Consider the following 16858-nt stretch of genomic DNA (forward strand, 5'->3'; position numbering starts at 1 on the left):
GATCGTTCACGTTGCCCCCGCCGTCGGGGGTGGGCCCTGCGGGGCCGGCCCCCTACCCGCCCTTCCCCCGTTCCCCGGGGGCTCCGCCCCGGACCCGGAAGCCCCGGCGCTTCGCCCCGGCCCCCGGGGGCTCCGCCCCCGGACCCTCCCCCTCGCTGCGCGGTGGTGGGGTTATCCCCACCATGGGGACGCCTACCCGCCCGATGGTTCGGGGGGCTCCCGGGCGGGAGGGTTGGGGTGGTTGCGCAAAGTGTCGAGAGGGCGGGTTGGACATGGGTTTCGGGCGTGCGTTGCGGGCTCCCCTCGAGGGGCGGACCTGGCGGGAGTTCGGGTACCTGATGCTCGGGCTGCCGCTGAGCGTGCTGTACTTCTCGCTCGCGATCACCGGCGTCAGCCTCGGCGCCGGGCTGCTGGTCACCTTCCTCGGGGTCCCGGTCCTGGCCGGGGTGCTCGCCATGTGCCGCGGGTTCGGGCGGGTCGAGCGGGCCCGGGTGCGCGGCCTGCTCGGGGTCGAGATCGCCGAGCCCGCGCCCGTCCGGGCCGAGAAGCGGGGTCCGCTCGCCGCCATGGGCGCGATGCTCAAGAGCGGCAGCGCCTGGCGGCACGCGCTGTACTCGGTGATCCACCTCCCGTGGGCGGTCTTCGCCTTCACCGTGGCACTGGTGTTCTGGGCCTACGGATGGGCCTTCCTGCTGTACCCGGTGTGGTTCTGGGTCTTCCCGGCCTACACCGACTGGCCGGGGCTGCAGCTGTTCCAGAACGACGACTACACCATGTACCTGGATACGCCGCTCGACATCGCCCTCACCTGCCTGGTCGGGCTCGGGCTCACCCTGGTCACGCCCTGGGTGGTGCGGGCCCTCACCACCGTCGACCGCGTCCTGGTCGGCGGGCTGCTCGGTCCGTCGCGCCTCGACCACCGCGTCACGGAGCTGGAGTCCGACCGCGGGGTCGTGGTCGACACCGCCGCCGCCGACCTGCGGCGCATCGAGCGGGACCTGCACGACGGCGCGCAGGCCCGCCTCGTGGCACTGGCCATGGACCTGGGACTGGCGAGGGAGAAGCTCGCCGAGGACCCCCGCGCCGCCGCCCGGATGGTGGACGAGGCACACGGGGAGGTGAAGATCGCGCTCCAGGAGCTGCGGGACCTGGCCCGCGGGATCCACCCGGCCGTGCTGACGGACCGCGGTCTGGACGCGGCGCTGTCCTCCGTGGCCTCCCGGTGCGCGGTGCCGGTGCGGGTGTCCGTGGACCTTCCGGACCGGCCGGCCTCCGCCGTCGAGGGGATCGCGTACTTCACCGTCTCGGAGCTGCTGCAGAACATCAGCAAGCACTCCGGGGCCCGTACCGCGGGTGTGGACGTGTGGAAGTCCGGGGACCGGCTGCTGATCCGGGTCGCGGACGACGGGCGCGGCGGTGCGAGCACCGACGGCGCGGGCACCGGGCTGCCGGGACTCGCCGAGCGCCTGGGCGCCGTGGACGGGGTGCTGGTCGTGGACTCGCCGGCCGGCAGCGGCACCACCGTCACCGCCGAGCTCCCCTGGCGTACCAGGTAGATCCCGGACGATCCGCTCCGGCTCCCGCGGCCACGCGTTGATCCGGTCTCGCCTACATCCGTCCTCGAGGCTGGGATGCTTGGCTGAGTCAGGGACATCGGGGAACGTGTGAACGCGGGAGCTGCTGGATCGTGGAAGACAGGGTGCGGGTGGTCATCGCCGAGGATTCAGTGCTGCTGCGTGAGGGCCTGACCCGGCTGCTGACCGACCGGGGGCATGACGTCGTAGCGGGCGTCGGGGACGCGGAAGCCCTGATCAAGACGGTGGCGGAGCTGGCGGCCGAGGACGCGTTGCCGGATGTGGTGGTGGCCGACGTACGGATGCCGCCGACGCACACCGACGAAGGCGTACGGGCCGCCGTACGGCTGCGCAGGGAGCATCCCGGGATAGGCGTGCTCGTGCTGTCCCAGTACGTGGAGGAGCAGTACGCCACAGAACTGCTGGCCGGTTCCAGTACCGGAGTGGGGTACCTGCTCAAGGACCGCGTGGCCGACGTACGGGAATTCCTGGACGCCGTCGTGCGCGTGGCCCGGGGCGGGACCGCCCTGGACCCCGAGGTGGTCGCCCAGCTGCTCGGGCGCAGCCGGAAGCAGGACGTGCTGGCGGGGCTGACCCCGCGCGAGCGCGAGGTGCTGGGCCTGATGGCCGAGGGCCGGACCAATTCGGCGGTGGCCAAGCAGCTCGTGGTCAGCGACGGAGCGGTGGAGAAGCACGTCAGCAACATCTTCATGAAGCTCGGGCTGTCCCCGAGCGACGGGGACCACAGGCGAGTCCTGGCCGTCCTCACCTACCTGCGGTCCTGATCGGCACATCCCCTGACCGAAACACGGGGGCATTGATCAAAACCTTGATCAACTGACACTCTGTCAGGTACGGCGATACCGCACCTGGCCGCAGGGAGCTCGAACTATTTCTGCACGGCACGCAATCTCGGAATCTCTCGGAATTCCGCGGAATCCCGCGGATTTCTCTCGACAGACCGCCGCAGACGACGGTCCAGAATACGAGCGTCCCCCGAGGAGGCCACTCCTACCGACGTAGGGTTGACCTTGGGAGCGGGAACGCCAAGCCTCGAAGGAGGTCCAGTTCAGTGACCAGCCAGGTCAGTAGCCCAGCAGAACAGGCCGACGGGGCCGAGGGGGCTGTAGTCGGCGAACAACGGACGCCCCCGGGCCCGAGCGGCAAGGAAGTACGCCGCCTCGACCGGGTGATCATCCGGTTCGCAGGTGACTCGGGTGACGGTATGCAGCTCACCGGTGACCGGTTCACCTCGGAGACGGCTTCCTTCGGGAACGACCTCTCCACGCTGCCGAACTTCCCGGCCGAGATCCGCGCCCCTGCCGGCACCCTGCCGGGCGTCTCCTCGTTCCAGCTGCATTTCGCCGATCACGACATCCTGACGCCGGGCGACGCCCCGAACGTGCTGGTGGCGATGAATCCGGCGGCGCTGAAGGCGAACATCGGGGACGTCCCGCGCGGTGCCGAGATCATCATCAATACCGATGAATTCACGAAGCGCCCGATGGCCAAGGTGGGCTACGAGACCTCACCGCTGGAAGACGGCTCGCTGGGCGCCTACAACATCCACCCGGTGCCCCTGACGACCCTCACGGTCGAGGCGCTGAAGGACTTCGGGCTCTCCCGCAAGGAGGCCGAGCGCAGCAAGAACATGTTCGCGCTGGGCCTGCTGTCCTGGATGTACCACCGACCCACCGAGGGCACGGAGAACTTCCTGCGGCAGAAGTTCGCGAAGAAGCCCGACATCGCCGAGGCGAACGTGGCCGCCTTCCGGGCGGGCTGGAACTTCGGCGAGACGACGGAGGACTTCGCGGTCTCCTACGAGGTGGCCCCGGCGACCCGTGCCTTCCCGACCGGCACGTACCGCAACATCTCCGGGAACCTGGCCCTCGCCTACGGGCTGATCGCAGCGGGCCGGCAGGCCGACCTGCCGCTCTACCTGGGCTCGTACCCGATCACCCCGGCCTCGGACATCCTGCACGAGCTGAGCAAGCACAAGAACTTCGGCGTGCGCACGTTCCAGGCCGAGGACGAGATCGCCGGCATCGGCGCGGCGCTCGGCGCGGCCTTCGGCGGCGCGCTCGGCGTGACCACCACCTCCGGCCCCGGAGTCGCGCTCAAGTCCGAGACGATCGGGCTCGCGGTCTCGCTCGAGCTGCCGCTGCTGATCGTGGACATCCAGCGCGGCGGCCCCTCCACGGGCCTGCCGACCAAGACCGAGCAGGCGGACCTGCTCCAGGCGATGTACGGGCGCAACGGCGAGGCCCCGGTGCCGATCGTGGCCCCGAAGACTCCGGCGGACTGCTTCGACGCGGCCCTGGACGCGGCGCGGATCGCGCTGACGTACCGGACACCGGTGTTCCTGCTCTCCGACGGATACCTCGCGAACGGCTCCGAGCCCTGGCGGATCCCGGACATCGCGGATCTTCCGGACCTGAAGACGCCCTTCGCGACGAGCCCCAACCAGGAGCTCGCGGACGGCACCGAGGTCTTCTGGCCGTACAAGCGCGACCCGCAGACGCTGGCCCGCCCGTGGGCGGTCCCCGGGACACCCGGGCTGGAGCACCGGATCGGCGGCATCGAGAAGCAGGACGGCACGGGCAACATCTCGTACGACCCGGCCAACCACGACTTCATGGTCCGCACCCGCCAGGCCAAGATCGACGGCATCGAGGTCCCCGAGCTGGAGGTCGACGACCCCGACCAGGCCCGCACCCTCGTCATCGGCTGGGGCTCCACGTACGGCCCGATCACCGCCGCCGTCCGCCGGCTGCGGAACGCCGGGATCCCGGTCGCACAGGCGCATCTGCGCCACGTCAACCCCTTCCCGAGGAATCTCGGGGAGGTCCTGAAGCGTTACGACAAGGTAGTGGTGCCGGAGATGAACCTCGGGCAGCTCGCCACCCTGATCCGGGCGAAGTACCTGGTCGACGCCCAGTCGTACACCCAGGTCAACGGAATGCCGTTCAAGGCTGAGCAGCTCGCGAAGGTTCTCGAGGAGGCCATCAATGACTGAGGTGACCGACGCCCCCCACCTGCTCTCGCTCGTCCCCAAGGCCGACGCCAAGCAGTCCATGAAGGACTTCAAGTCGGACCAGGAGGTCCGCTGGTGCCCCGGCTGCGGCGACTACGCGGTGCTCGCGGCCGTCCAGGGCTTCATGCCCGAGCTCGGACTGGCGAAGGAGAACATCGTCTTCGTCTCCGGCATCGGCTGCTCCTCCCGCTTCCCGTACTACATGAACACGTACGGAATGCACTCCATCCACGGCCGCGCCCCGGCGATCGCCACCGGCCTGGCCACCTCGCGCCGCGACCTGTCGGTGTGGGTGGTCACCGGTGACGGCGACGCGCTCTCCATCGGCGGAAACCACCTGATCCATGCGCTGCGCCGCAACGTCAACCTCAAGATCCTGCTCTTCAACAACCGGATCTACGGGCTGACCAAGGGCCAGTACTCGCCGACCTCCGAGGTCGGCAAGATCACCAAGTCCACGCCGATGGGCTCGCTGGACGCCCCCTTCAACCCGGTGTCCCTGGCGCTCGGCGCCGAGGCCTCCTTCGTGGCCCGGACCGTCGACTCCGACCGCAAGCACCTCACCGAGGTGCTCCGGGCCGCCGCGGACCACCAGGGCACGGCGCTGGTGGAGATCTACCAGAACTGCAACATCTTCAACGACGGCGCCTTCGAGGTCCTGAAGGACAGCACGCAGGCGCAGGAGGCGGTGATCCGGCTGGAGCACGGGCAGCCGATCCGCTTCGGCGTCGACGGGCACAAGGGCGTCGTACGCAACCAGGCGACCGGGGAGCTGGAGGTCGTCGCGGTGACCCCGGAGAACGAGTCCCGGATCCTGGTCCACGACGCGCACACCGCCGGCCCGACCACCGCGTTCGCGCTGTCCCGGCTGGCCGACCCCGACACCCTGCACCAGACGCCCATCGGGGTGTTCCGCAGCGTGGAGCGGCCGGTCTACGACACGCTGATGGCCGAGCAGCTCGACACGGCCATCGACAACAAGGGCAAGGGCGACCTCAGCACCCTGCTCGCCGGCAACGACACGTGGACGGTCGTCGGCTGACCCCTGCGACGACCCGTACCCCGCGGTACGCAGGTGCGCCGTACGCCCGTACCGGCGACGGCCCGGCCAGGCCAGGCCCGGAGTTCCAGACTCAGGAGCTCCGGGCTTCGTCGTACGCGGTGCGGGCCGCCTGGACGTCGGCGGTGCGCCGCTCGGTCCAGCGGGCGAGGGCCCACACCTGCTCGGCGGCCTCGCGCCCCAGCTCGGTGAGCGAGTAGTCCACGCGCGGCGGGATCACGGGCTTGGCGTCGCGCAGCAGGAATCCGTCGCGCTCCAGCGTCTGCAGGGTCTGGGCCAGCATCTTCTCGCTCACGCCGCCCACCTCCCGGCGCAGTTCGCTGAACCGGTACGAGCGCTCGACGAGGGCGGCCAGGACCAGTACGCCCCAGCGGCTGGTGACGTGCTCCAGCACTCCGCGGGACGGGCACATCGGGGCCTTCACACTTACCTTCATGCCAGTACCTTACTCTGAAGTGGGTACTTACGAAAGGTTAGCGCTCCCTTTTAGTGTGGTGCTTACCGCGGAGCCGTGCCGCGAAGCAAGGCACGGCCCTCAACGCAAGGAGCGCACCCCATGAGCATCGTCGTCACCGGAGCCACCGGAGCCCTCGGCCGCCTCGTCGTCGAGGAGCTGCTGAACCGGGTCCCCGCCGAGCGCGTCGCCGTCGTCGTCCGCAGCAAGGAGAAGGCCGCCGACCTGGCCGAGCGCGGCGTCGAGGTCCGCATCGCGGACTACGACGCCCCCGAGACCCTGGCCGCCGCCTTCCGGTCCGGCGACCGCGTCCTGCTGATCTCCGGCAACGAGGTCGGCCGCCGGGTGCCGCAGCACACCGCGGTGATCGAGGCCGCGCAGGCCGCCGGCGTCGCCCAGCTCGCGTACACCGGGATCCTCGGCGGCCCCGAGGCCGACTTCGACCTGGCCGCCGAGCACAAGGTCACCGAGCAGGCCATCCTCGACTCCGGCCTCCCCCACACCTTCCTGCGCAACGGCTGGTACCACGAGAACTACACGCACCACCTCGCCACCGTCCTGGAGCACGGTGCGGTCGTGGGCAGCGCGGGCGGGGGCCGGATCGCCTCCGCCGCACGGGCGGACTACGCGGCCGCGGCGGCCGCCGTACTGACCGGCGAGGGCCACCTGAACCAGGTGTACGAGCTCTCCGGCGACACCGCGTGGAGCCTGGCGGAGTACGCGGCCGAGATCGCGGTGCAGTCCGGCAAGGAGGTCGCGTACACCGAGGTCCCGGCCGACGCGCACCTGTCGATCCTGACCGGCGCCGGGGTCCCCGAGGGCTTCGCGGCGATCCTCGTCGACGTGGACGCGGCGATCTCCCGCGGCCGGCTGGCCCACACCGGCGGGGACCTGTCCCGGCTCATCGGCCGCCCGACGACCCCGGTGGCCGACGCGATCGCCTCCGCCCTGGCCTGAGCCGGACCGGCCACGCCCGAGCCGCACCGGCCACGCCCGAGCCGCACCGCCCGCGGCCCGAGCCCGCGCCGCCCCGGCCGCACAAGGTCTCGGAGGTGTCATGAGTATCTCCCGCCTACGGGCATGACATCCGGCTCGTCCGACGCTACCTTCGTGAAGTTGGCTGGATTGTGACTGGAGGCCCCGTGAAGGCGGAAAACGAGCAGCGCACGGGTTTGCTCTACGGATTCGGCGCATACGGAATGTGGGGGCTGGTACCCCTCTTCTGGCCGCTGCTCAAGCCCTCAGGGGCCGTCGAGATCCTCGCCCACCGCATGGTGTGGTCGCTGGGCGTGGTGGGGATCCTGCTGCTGGCCATGCGCCGCTGGGGCTGGATACGGGAGCTGCTCCGCCAGCCCCGCAAGCTCGCCCTGACCGCGCTCGCCGCCTCGGTGATCTCCGTGAACTGGGGCCTGTACATCTGGGCCGTGAACAACGGCGCGGTCGTCGAGGCCAGCCTGGGCTACTTCATCAACCCGCTCGTCACCATCGCAATCGGCGTGCTGGTCCTCGGTGAGCGGCTGCGCCGGGCGCAGTGGGCGGCGGTCGGCATCGGCGTCGCCGCGGTGGTGGTGCTCGCCGTCGGGTACGGGCGGCCGCCGTGGATCTCGCTGGTGCTGGCCTTCTCGTTCGCGGCCTACGGGCTGATCAAGAAGAAGCTCAACATGGGCGGGGTCGAGTCGCTCGCCGCCGAGACCGCACTGCTGTTCCTGCCCGCCCTCGGTTATCTGCTGTGGCTGGGCGCGCAGGGCCGGTCGAGCTTCGCCACAGAGGGCCTCGGGCACGGGGCGCTGCTGGCCGCGACCGGGCTGGTCACCGCGATCCCGCTGGTCTGCTTCGGGGCGGCCGCGATCCGGGTCCCGCTGTCCACGCTCGGGCTGCTCCAGTACCTGGCCCCGGTGTTCCAGTTCGGGCTCGGCGTCGTGTACTTCCACGAGGCGATGCCGCCCGAGCGCTGGGCCGGGTTCTCCCTGGTCTGGGCCGCGCTCGCGCTGCTGACCTGGGATGCACTGCGTACGGCGGGCAAGACCCGGGCCCGGCTCGAAGCGGCCCGGGCCGCCCGGCCGGCGACGGCCCCGGAGCCCGAGCCCGCGTAGTACCGGGCAGCACCGCGCAGCACCGGGCGCCGGCCCCATACCCCCACGATCCCCGCTACGGAACTCTCGTAGCGGGGATCGTCCGTTTTCCGAACCACCCTGACCGAATCTCGGTCTTGACGGACAGTCACGCTTCCACTGAACATCAGGCTCGCACTGACGCACTATCGCTCACTTGCGCCACCCCGCACGTTCCGTTCAATCCCCAACGGAATCCCGGAGTCCCCCACATGAGCCTGTCCGTCTCCCGGCGTCTCGCCGCCGTGACCGCGATCGCGGTCGCCGGCCTGTTCGCCCCCACCGCCCCCGCCGCACTCGCCGCCCCCACGGCGGCGGCCGCGGCGCCGACACCGCCCGACATCCCGGTGGCCAACGTCAAGGCACACCTGGCGCAGCTCCAGTCCATAGCCACCGCCAACGGCGGCAACCGCGCCCACGGCAGGGCGGGCTACAAGGCCTCGATCGACTACGTGAAGGCCAAGCTGGACGCGGCCGGCTTCACGACCACCCTGCAGACCTTCACCAGCAGCGGCGCGACCGGCTACAACCTGATCGCCGACTGGCCGGGCGGCGACCCGAACTCGGTGCTGATGTCCGGCTCGCACCTGGACTCGGTGACCGCCGGTCCCGGCATCAACGACAACGGATCCGGCTCGGCCGCCATCCTGGAGACGGCCCTGGCCGTCTCGCGCGCACAGCTCCAGCCCACCAAGCACCTGCGGTTCGGCTGGTGGGGCGCGGAGGAGCTCGGCATGGTCGGGTCGAAGTACTACGTGAACAACCTGCCGAGCGCCGAGAAGGCGAAGATCTCCGGCTACCTGAACTTCGACATGATCGGCTCGCCGAACCCGGGCTACTTCGTCTACGACGACGACCCGACCATCGAGCAGACCTTCAAGAACTACTACGCGGGGATCGGCATCCCGACGGAGATCGAGACCGAGGGCGACGGCCGCTCCGACCACGCCCCGTTCAAGAGCGCGGGCATCCCGGTCGGCGGCCTGTTCTCCGGCGCCGACTACACGAAGACGGCGGCCCAGGCGCAGAAGTGGGGCGGCACCTCCGGGCAGGCCTTCGACCGCTGCTACCACTCCTCCTGCGACACGTCGGCGAACATCAACGACACCGCCCTGGACCGCAACTCCGACGCCATCGCGTACGCGATCTGGAACCTCGGGGCGGCCACCCCGGTCCCGCCGGGCCCGTCCTTCGAGAACACGGCGGACGTGAACATCCCGGACTCCCCCGGCGCCGCGGTGACCTCGCCGATCACGGTCTCCGGCGTCACGGGCAACGCCCCGGCCACCACCAAGGTCGACGTGAACATCGTCCACACCTACCGCGGTGACCTGGTGGTCGACCTGATCGCCCCCGACGGCACCGTCTACAACCTCCACAACCGCAGCGGAGGCAGCGCCGACAACCTCGTCCAGACGTACACGGTCAATGCGTCGAGCGAGGTGGCCAACGGCGTCTGGAAGCTCCAGGCCAAGGACGGGGCGGCGCAGGACGTCGGCTACATCAACAGCTGGAAGATCACCTTCTAGCGCTCGCCCCGGGGGCGCGCCGACTCAGGGCGCGTCCTCCGTGCGGGCCTGCGGCGGGACCGTCAACGGCTCCTGTATCAGCGCGCGGAGCTCCTCGGCCACCGCGCCGATGTCCGCGCGGCCCAGCTTCGCCGCCTCCACCAGATCGCCGAGTTCCTCCGGCGAGGGCAGCTGCTTGGCTCCCGCCACCCGCAGGTACGAGCGGGTGGCGGCGGCCGCGTAGAACTCGTTCATCGGCGATTCCAGCGCGGGGCACACCGCGAGGGTGTGCAGAAACGCGGCGGCCCGCCACGCGGTGTCCGGGGCGGGCTGTTCGGGCACCAGGACGAGGTCGTTCTGGTGCCGGGCGACCGCGGCGGCCACCCCGGAGGGGTCCCACACGGCGGGATCCGACGGGAGATGGTGGGCCAGAGCGGTCCAGGCCCACTCCATGGTGATCTTCAATTGCCGAACCGCTCCTGGAAGTAGCCCCAGTGGTCGGCGAACTCCTCGATGCCGGACAGGAAGTTCTTCCGGTCCTCGTCGAGTTCGCGTTCCGTCACCTCGGTGATCAGCGCGGTGACCGTCGTCCCCAGCGCCGCCGCGCGCGCCTTGAGGCGCTCGTGGAACTCTTCGTTCAGGCGGATGGTGACGTGTCTCGACATGCTTTTCACGGTACAGCGGGCCTGCTGTACACAGGGCCGGAACGGCCGAAGGGTGGGCAGGGACACAGTCCCCGCCCACCCTTCGGACAGTCCTACGCGTGCACCCGCCCTGCTGCGGCTACTTGTTGGCGTCGGCCGCCTTCACCAGCGCGTCCTTGGTGACCGCGCCGACGTAGACCTTGCCGTCGTCGGTGATCAGGGCGTTGACCAGGCGGGTCTTGAAGACCCGGCCCTCGCCGAACTTGCCGGTGACCTTGCCCCCGAGGGAGTCGAGGAACTGCTTGGCCTCCTTGGGCGCGTTCTTGTCGTTCGCCGACTTCTCGAGGTCCTGGAGGCCCTTGCCGGCGCCGGTGTCGATCCGGGCGATGGTCGACCAGCCCTCGCCGAGCACCTTCGTCTCGCCGCCCTTGCCGCCCGCGAGGCCCGCGCCGCCGGTCAGGGCGTCGAGGCCGGGGAAGGACTCCAGGCCCTTGAACTCCTTGCCGTGGCCGGCGCCGTCCTTGCCCGCCCCGGCCGCGCCCTCGGTCACCTTGGCGCCCTTGGGGGCGGTGAACGCGAAGGTGTCGGCGGACGGCTTGGCGAAGTCCACCTTGGTGAACCCGGCGTCGACGATCGGCTTGCCGCCCTCGGCCGCCAGCAGCTGCACCCGCAGCGGCACGCCGTTCTTGGCATCCACCGCGATCTTGACCGAGCCGACCGTGGACCCGCCGTGCTTGGGCTTCAGCACCAGCTGGTACGCGTCCCGGCCGGCCACCTGCGCGGTGTCGCCCACGCTGACGTCCGTGGTCGGGCCGGCGGCCGTCAGGATGTCCTGGGCCAGCTGCTGGGGCGAGGCGCCGCCCATCCGGTCGGCCGTCTTCTTGTGGTCCTTGCCCTGCTGGTCCTTGCCGTGCGCCGCGCCCTCGGTGTCCTTCTCGTGCCAGACCTCGTTGGCCTTGCTGTCGTACCCCCAGACGTCGGCGCCGTTGTGGATGAGGCTGTACTCGTCCTTGCCGTCCACGAACGTGAGCTTCTGGCGGTCCGGGCCGTCTGCCGCGACGCGCACGGTGTGCGTGCCGCTCGCCAGCTGCGCGATCTTGTCCTCGGGGTTGGCCGAGCCGCCCGTGACGCCCCCGCCGCCGAGCAGGCCGCTCGCCAGGGTCGGCAGGCCCAGGTCGGTGCTGATCTTCGCGCTGCCGGACAGCTGCTGCACGTCCGAGGCGGCGACCTTCTCGATGAGCTGCTGTGCCGTCACCTTCGGCAGGTCCGGGCTGCCGGAGTTCGCGAAGGCCGGGACCATCGCCACGGTCGCGGCGGCCACACCCGCCACCGCGACCGGTACGGCGTACCGGGCGGCCTTGCGGGTCTTTGCGTTCGTTGCCATGTCTGCCCTACCTCTTTGTCACCCGTTCTGGTGTGTCTCCATCTGACCAAAGGGGTGGGGGTCGGGGCGTCACTCCCCGGGGCCAACTCCGCGTACGCCCCAGGGATGACACGGCGAGGGCCCGGCATCCCCCACCCGTAGGGGATGCCGGGCCCTCACCTCTGCCGAACAGCTCCTAGCCGGCGCGGTGCACCACCGCGTCGCACAGCTCCTCGAGCGCCGACTTCGCGAAGCACTCCTGCAGCGGGGCGAGCGTGGCCCGCGCGTCCTGCGCGTACCGGATGGTGTCGCGGCGGGCCTGCTCCAGCGCGGGGTGCACCCGCAGCCGGGCGAGGACCTCGGCGTGCAGCGCGTCGTCGGCCAGATCGCCGTCCAGGAGGCCTACGAGCTCCAGGTCGCCGGGGTCGCCGCCCTGGGCCGCCATCTCGCGCAGCCGCAGCACGGGCAGGGTCGGGATGCCCTCGCGCAGGTCCGTCCCCGGGGTCTTGCCGGACTCGTGCGAGTCGGAGGCGATGTCCAGAACGTCGTCGGCGAGCTGGAAGGCGGTACCGAGGCGCTCGCCGTACTGGGTCAGGATGTCGACGACCGACTCGTCGGCGCCGGACATCAGCGCGCCGAACCGGCCGGAGACCGCGATCAGCGAGCCGGTCTTGCCGGCGATGACGTCGAGGTAGTGGGCGACCGGGTCGCGGCCGTCGCGCGGGCCGGCCGTCTCCAGGATCTGGCCCGTCACCAGCCGCTCGAAGGCCTCGGCCTGGATGCGTACGGCCTCCGGCCCGAGGTCGGCCAGTATGTGCGAGGCGCGGGCGAACAGGAAGTCACCCGTCAGGACGGCCACCGAGTTGCCCCAGCGGGCGTTGGCGCTGGCCACACCGCGGCGCACGTCCGCCTCGTCCATGACGTCGTCGTGGTAGAGCGTCGCCAGATGGGTGAGTTCGACGACCACCGCGGAGGGCACGATGCCGGGCGCGTAGGGATCGCCGAAGCGCGAGGCGAGCATCACCAGCAGCGGCCGGAACCGCTTGCCTCCGGCCCGGACCAGATGCTGTGCGGCCTCGGTGATGAAGGGGACTTCGCTCTTGGTGGCCTCCAGCAGACCCGCCTCGACGGCGGCCAGTCCCGCCTGGACATCGGTCTCAAGAGCCTGGTCCCGCACGCTCAGTCCGAACGGCCCGACGACGGTCACGAGGGGTACTCCTGTCTGCTGACGATCACGCTGACGATCACCTGGATTGTCGATGTGTCGCTGCCATCACTCAAGCCAGCGTATCCGGTCTGTTTTCGATCACCGAGAGCGCCCGCCATGTCGCCACCCGCGCAGCGCCCTATGCGCACCGGTATGTTCGTCAGGAGCCGAAACAACCGGAGAATGCGTTTTGTCCAGAACTGCAACCGAAATAGGGGAACCGGCGGAACCGGTCCACCCGGAGGCGCGCTTCTCGTTCCTCGGCATGCAGGCCATCCTCGTCCTCTACTTCGCGGACACGGTGGCGAACGGCGGCCCGGGGATGGACCCGGGCACCGCGGCCTCCGTCTCGGCTGCCTACGGGACCATGGTCTACCTCCTCTCCGTCGCGGGCGGATGGCTCGCCGACCGGATCCCCGGTTCGTACCGGGCCGTGCTCTGGGCCGGCCCCCTGATCACCGGCCGGCCCGGCGAGCACCAGGGCCGGCACCGGGGCTTCTCCGCCGCCGCCGTCGGCATGACCGCGGGCCTGGTCCAGTACGTACTCGGCCGCCGCCATCTGGCCGGACGAAAGCACTCGGCCGAGTACGCCCTCGCTCCCGACGCGATGCGCCGCGCCGTGCGCCGCATCGTCGCCGGACTCCTCGCCGCGGGCGCGCCCGCCACCCTTCTGGCCGCCGCCGGCCGGCTGACCACGGGCCGCTTCGGCGCACGATGCACCCCGTCCACTGAGGCGAACGAGGTGGTTCCCGCATGATCATCCGTACCGAGTTCCCGTACGAGGCCACGCACGAGGACGTCCGTATCCCGATGGCCGACGGGGTGGAGCTGTACGCCCGGATCTGGCGCCCGGTGACGGACGAGCCGGTTCCGGCCCTGCTGGAGTACCTGCCGTACCGGCTGACGGACTGGACCGCCCCGCGGGACCGGCAGCGCCACCCCTGGTACGCCGGCCACGGCTACGCCTCCGTACGGGTGGACGTACGCGGCCACGGCTGCAGCGGCGGGAACCCGGGCGACGAGTACGACGCGCGGGAACTGGCCGACGGGGTCGCGGTGGTGGAGTGGCTGGCGGCGCAGCCTTGGTGCACGGGGTCGGTCGGGATGTTCGGGATCTCGTGGGGCGGGTTCAACTCCCTCCAGATCGCGGCGCTGGCGCCGGAGGCTCTCAAGGCGGTCGTCACCGTCTGCTCGACGGACGACCGGTACGACAACGACGTCCACTACATGGGCGGCTCGGTGCTGGCCGTGGACATGCACGCGTGGGCGGCGACCATGCTGGCCTTCGCGGCGCGGCCGCCGGACCCGCTGTTCGCCGGCGACGGCTGGCGCGAGCAGTGGCTGGCGCGGCTGGAATCCGTCGAACCCCTGATCCACACCTGGCTGGCCCACCAGACGCGGGACGACTACTGGCGCCACGGCAGCGTCTGCGAGGACTACCCGGCGATCGGCGCGGCCGTCCTCGCGGTGGGCGGCTGGCACGACCCGTACCGGGACGCGGTGCTGCGGCTGGTCTCCCATCTGCCCGCCGACCGGGTACGGGGGCTGATCGGCCCGTGGTCGCACCAGTACCCGGACCGGGGGCTGCCGCCCGGGCCGGCGATCGGGTTCCTCCAGGAGACCCTGCGGTGGTGGGACCACTGGCTGAAGGGCGCTGACAACGGGGTGATGGACGAGCCCCTGCTGCGCTCCTGGATCTCGGAGTCCCATCCGCCGGCGACCACGTACGAGGTGCTGCCGGGCCGCTGGGTCGGGGACGCCGAGTGGCCCTCCCCCGCCGTCACCCCCGTCACGTACGCGCTCCAGGGCGCGCCGGTGGCCGTGGCGTCCCCGCAGCACACGGGGCTGGACGCGGGGCGGTTCTTCCCGTCCGGCAACGACGCGGACCTGCCGCCGGACCAGCGCGAGGAGGACGCGAAGTCGGCCTGCTTCGAGTTCCCGGTGGGGCGCGAGCCGGCGGAGATCCTGGGCCGGGCCCAGGTGACGGCCCGGCTGCGGATGGACGTCCCGTACGGGCAGGTGGTGGCCCGGCTGTGCGACGTGGCGCCCGACGGCTCCTCGACGCTGGTCACCCGGGGCGCGCTGAACCTCTCGGCCCGGCTGGGCCGGGACAAGGCGGTGCCGTGGCCGGTGGGCGCGTACGAGGACGTGGTGTTCGAGCTGAACGGCATCGGGCACCGCTTCGCGGCGGGCCACCGGATCCGGCTCGCGCTGTCCTCGGCGTACTGGCCGTGGATCTGGCCGCGGGCCGGGTCGGAGGCGGGGTGGACGCTGGACCCGGCCGGGAGTGCGCTGGTCCTGCCGGTCCGGTCCGCGGGGCCGGAGCCGGAGGTCGGCTTCGAGCCGCCGGAGCAGGCGGAGCCGCTGGGGGTGGTCGTCCCGGCCACGCTGGACGAGCCGCGGCCGCAGCGGCTGGTCGTCCGGGACGTCGCGCGCGGGCGGTGGCGGCTGGAGGTGGACCCGCGGTACGGGGGCACGCGGGTGTATCCGGACGGGCTGGAGTACGGGGAGGACGCGCTGGAGGTGTACGAGATCGACTCGGCGGACCCGTTGTCGGCCCGGACCCGCTCGGACTGGCGGATCCGGTTGCACCGGCCGGAACTGGGCTGGGACGTAGGGGTGGAGACCCGGTCGGAGGTCTCGTGCGACGAGGGCGGCTTCCTGACCTCGAACGAGCTGGTGTGCCGGGAGGGGGAGGAGATCGTCTTCCACCGGACGTGGGAGCGTCGGCTGCCGCGGGCGGCGGGCTGACGGCCCTGCGGGGCCCGTCCCCTATCCGCTATCCGCCTTTCCACCATTCCTCCCCCGGCTGCCGCCGGGAGGTGCCCCCGGGGGCTCCGCCCCAGACCCGGGAAGGATCCGGTGCTCCGCCCCCGGGCCCCCGCGCCTCAAACGCCGGCGGGGCTGGATCGGCCCGGCTGCGCCGGAATCGGCCTGATGGGGCCGGATTCGCCGGCGAAGAGGCGTTCCAGGACCACCGCGATGCCGTCCTGTTCGTTCGAGAGGGTCAGTTCGTCGGCCACGGCCATCAGTTCGCGGTGGGCGTTGGCCATCGCCACGCCGTGCGCCGCCCACGCGAACATCGGGATGTCGTTCGGCATGTCGCCGAAGGCGATGGTCGACGACGGGCCGACTCCCAGCACCTCCGCCGCCAGGGCCAGCCCGCTCCCCTTGCTGACGCCCGGCGGCTGGAGCTCCACCGTGTGCTCCCCCGCCATCGTCACGTTCACCAGGTCCCCGACCACCGAACGGGCGACCCGCGTCAGCTCGTCGTCGTCCAGCTCCGGGTGCTGGAGCAGCACCTTGTTGATCGGCGCGGCCCACAGGTCTCCGCGCCTGTGCACCCGGACCGTCGGGAGGTGCGGGTGCCACATCCGGTAGCCCGGCCCTATCAGCATTTCGGCGTCCACCGCCTCCTGGTTGACCGCCGCGTACACCTCGCCGATCTCCGCCTCGATCTTCCCGAGCGCCACCTCCGCCAGGTCCCGGTCCAACGGAATGGAGTGCAACAGGCGCGCGCGCGCCGTGTCGTACACCTGCGCGCCCTGCCCGCACACCGCGAGCCCTGTGTAGCCGAGGTCGTCCAGGACGTGGCGGACCTGCGGGACGGGCCGCCCGGTGACGATGATGTGTTGGGCGCCGGCGGCGCGCGCCGTCGCGAGCGCCGCGTACGACCGCGCGGAGACGGTGTCTCCGGCGCGCAGCAGGGTCCCGTCCAGGTCAGTGGCGATCAAGGCATAGGGGAGGGCCGAAAGCGGGGCGGAAGTCACGGCGCAAGGATACGGACCCCTGTGGACAAGTCCTACAAATAGAGCCCGAATCCGGCCTCCCGCAGGCCCCACTGGCCACGTAACGTATCAACCAGCCCACCGGGACACCCCCGGACCGCGTCGAAAGCGAGGC

Annotated in this window: 14 protein-coding genes and 1 pseudogene; 9 read left to right on the forward strand and 6 right to left on the reverse strand. The window is 71.2% G+C overall.

Going from position 1 to position 16858, the window contains the following annotated elements; genetic code table 11:
- Nucleotides 1-272: 272 nt before the first annotated feature.
- From ACZ5WG_RS25655 to ACZ5WG_RS25670, 4 genes are all read left to right on the forward strand, one after another.
- Nucleotides 273-1556, forward strand: coding sequence for a sensor histidine kinase (locus ACZ5WG_RS25655; RefSeq protein WP_468726174.1), 1284 nt, complete (start codon nucleotides 273-275; stop codon nucleotides 1554-1556).
- Between the two features lie 143 nt (nucleotides 1557-1699).
- Nucleotides 1700-2359, forward strand: coding sequence for a response regulator transcription factor (locus ACZ5WG_RS25660; protein WP_030161942.1), 660 nt, complete (start codon nucleotides 1700-1702; stop codon nucleotides 2357-2359).
- 287 nt (nucleotides 2360-2646) lie between these two features.
- Nucleotides 2647-4590, forward strand: a complete 1944-nt coding sequence (locus tag ACZ5WG_RS25665) for a 2-oxoacid:acceptor oxidoreductase subunit alpha (protein WP_468726176.1) — start codon at nucleotides 2647-2649, stop codon at nucleotides 4588-4590.
- On the forward strand, nucleotides 4583-5650 hold the full coding sequence (locus ACZ5WG_RS25670) for a 2-oxoacid:ferredoxin oxidoreductase subunit beta (RefSeq protein ID WP_468726178.1): 1068 nt from the start codon (nucleotides 4583-4585) through the stop codon (nucleotides 5648-5650). The genes ACZ5WG_RS25665 and ACZ5WG_RS25670 overlap by 8 nt, the downstream gene beginning before the upstream one ends.
- 91 nt (nucleotides 5651-5741) lie before the next feature.
- Here ACZ5WG_RS25670 and ACZ5WG_RS25675 read toward each other — a convergent pair whose 3' ends face one another.
- Entirely contained in the window at nucleotides 5742-6104 is a 363-nt protein-coding gene (locus ACZ5WG_RS25675) for a winged helix-turn-helix transcriptional regulator (RefSeq protein WP_468726179.1), read from the reverse strand.
- A 120-nt stretch (nucleotides 6105-6224) separates the two neighbouring features.
- Between ACZ5WG_RS25675 and ACZ5WG_RS25680 the strand changes: the two genes are divergently transcribed.
- The 3 genes from ACZ5WG_RS25680 (at nucleotide 6225) to ACZ5WG_RS25690 (ending at nucleotide 9762) form a co-directional block, all read left to right on the forward strand.
- Complete coding sequence (locus ACZ5WG_RS25680; RefSeq protein ID WP_468726181.1) at nucleotides 6225-7079, forward strand: SDR family oxidoreductase; 855 nt, start codon at nucleotides 6225-6227, stop codon at nucleotides 7077-7079.
- A 185-nt stretch (nucleotides 7080-7264) separates the two neighbouring features.
- Nucleotides 7265-8215, forward strand: a complete 951-nt coding sequence (gene rarD / locus ACZ5WG_RS25685; RefSeq protein WP_468726183.1) for an EamA family transporter RarD — start codon at nucleotides 7265-7267, stop codon at nucleotides 8213-8215.
- A gap of 230 nt (nucleotides 8216-8445) precedes the next feature.
- Nucleotides 8446-9762: a M28 family metallopeptidase gene (locus ACZ5WG_RS25690; RefSeq protein WP_468726185.1), complete on the forward strand. Its 1317-nt coding sequence runs from the start codon at nucleotides 8446-8448 to the stop codon at nucleotides 9760-9762.
- A gap of 24 nt (nucleotides 9763-9786) precedes the next feature.
- On the opposite strand, the gene ACZ5WG_RS25695 is transcribed toward ACZ5WG_RS25690, so the two are convergent.
- From ACZ5WG_RS25695 to ACZ5WG_RS25710, 4 genes are all read right to left on the reverse strand, one after another.
- Nucleotides 9787-10206: a hypothetical protein gene (locus tag ACZ5WG_RS25695; RefSeq protein WP_468726186.1), complete on the reverse strand. Its 420-nt coding sequence runs from the start codon at nucleotides 10204-10206 to the stop codon at nucleotides 9787-9789.
- Complete coding sequence (locus tag ACZ5WG_RS25700) at nucleotides 10203-10406, reverse strand: hypothetical protein (RefSeq protein WP_236647540.1); 204 nt, start codon at nucleotides 10404-10406, stop codon at nucleotides 10203-10205. The genes ACZ5WG_RS25695 and ACZ5WG_RS25700 overlap by 4 nt, the downstream gene beginning before the upstream one ends.
- A gap of 118 nt (nucleotides 10407-10524) precedes the next feature.
- A complete protein-coding gene (locus ACZ5WG_RS25705; protein WP_468726188.1) occupies nucleotides 10525-11769 on the reverse strand; it encodes a LolA family protein in 1245 nt (414 codons plus the stop codon).
- Between the two features lie 175 nt (nucleotides 11770-11944).
- A complete protein-coding gene (locus ACZ5WG_RS25710) occupies nucleotides 11945-12955 on the reverse strand; it encodes a polyprenyl synthetase family protein (RefSeq protein WP_468726190.1) in 1011 nt (336 codons plus the stop codon).
- 247 nt (nucleotides 12956-13202) lie between these two features.
- Here ACZ5WG_RS25710 and ACZ5WG_RS25715 point away from each other — a divergent pair.
- A pseudogene (locus ACZ5WG_RS25715) lies at nucleotides 13203-13661 on the forward strand (peptide MFS transporter); the annotation flags it as partial.
- 47 nt (nucleotides 13662-13708) lie between these two features.
- Nucleotides 13709-15706 carry a CocE/NonD family hydrolase gene (locus ACZ5WG_RS25720; RefSeq protein ID WP_468726191.1) on the forward strand — a complete coding sequence of 666 codons (1998 nt, stop codon included), beginning with the start codon at nucleotides 13709-13711 and terminating at the stop codon, nucleotides 15704-15706.
- Nucleotides 15707-15843: 137 nt separating this feature from the next.
- On the opposite strand, the gene ACZ5WG_RS25725 is transcribed toward ACZ5WG_RS25720, so the two are convergent.
- Nucleotides 15844-16725, reverse strand: a complete 882-nt coding sequence (locus ACZ5WG_RS25725; protein WP_468726193.1) for a Cof-type HAD-IIB family hydrolase — start codon at nucleotides 16723-16725, stop codon at nucleotides 15844-15846.
- Nucleotides 16726-16858 lie beyond the last annotated feature (133 nt).

The sequence above is a fragment of the Streptomyces sp. NPDC032745 genome (genome assembly GCF_055579465.1).

What these genes read in the sequence shown, in the direction of transcription:
- ACZ5WG_RS25655 (WP_468726174.1), top strand. Translation starts at nt 273, where the DNA reads ATGGGTTTCGGGCGTGCGTTGCGGGCTCCCCTCGAGGGGCGGACCTGG.
- ACZ5WG_RS25670 (WP_468726178.1), top strand. Translation starts at nt 4,583, where the DNA reads ATGACTGAGGTGACCGACGCCCCCCACCTGCTCTCGCTCGTCCCCAAG.
- ACZ5WG_RS25675 (WP_468726179.1), bottom strand. Translation starts at nt 6,104, where the DNA reads ATGAAGGTAAGTGTGAAGGCCCCGATGTGCCCGTCCCGCGGAGTGCTG.
- ACZ5WG_RS25680 (WP_468726181.1), top strand. Translation starts at nt 6,225, where the DNA reads ATGAGCATCGTCGTCACCGGAGCCACCGGAGCCCTCGGCCGCCTCGTC.
- ACZ5WG_RS25690 (WP_468726185.1), top strand. Translation starts at nt 8,446, where the DNA reads ATGAGCCTGTCCGTCTCCCGGCGTCTCGCCGCCGTGACCGCGATCGCG.
- ACZ5WG_RS25700 (WP_236647540.1), bottom strand. Translation starts at nt 10,406, where the DNA reads ATGTCGAGACACGTCACCATCCGCCTGAACGAAGAGTTCCACGAGCGC.
- ACZ5WG_RS25705 (WP_468726188.1), bottom strand. Translation starts at nt 11,769, where the DNA reads ATGGCAACGAACGCAAAGACCCGCAAGGCCGCCCGGTACGCCGTACCG.
- ACZ5WG_RS25720 (WP_468726191.1), top strand. Translation starts at nt 13,709, where the DNA reads ATGATCATCCGTACCGAGTTCCCGTACGAGGCCACGCACGAGGACGTC.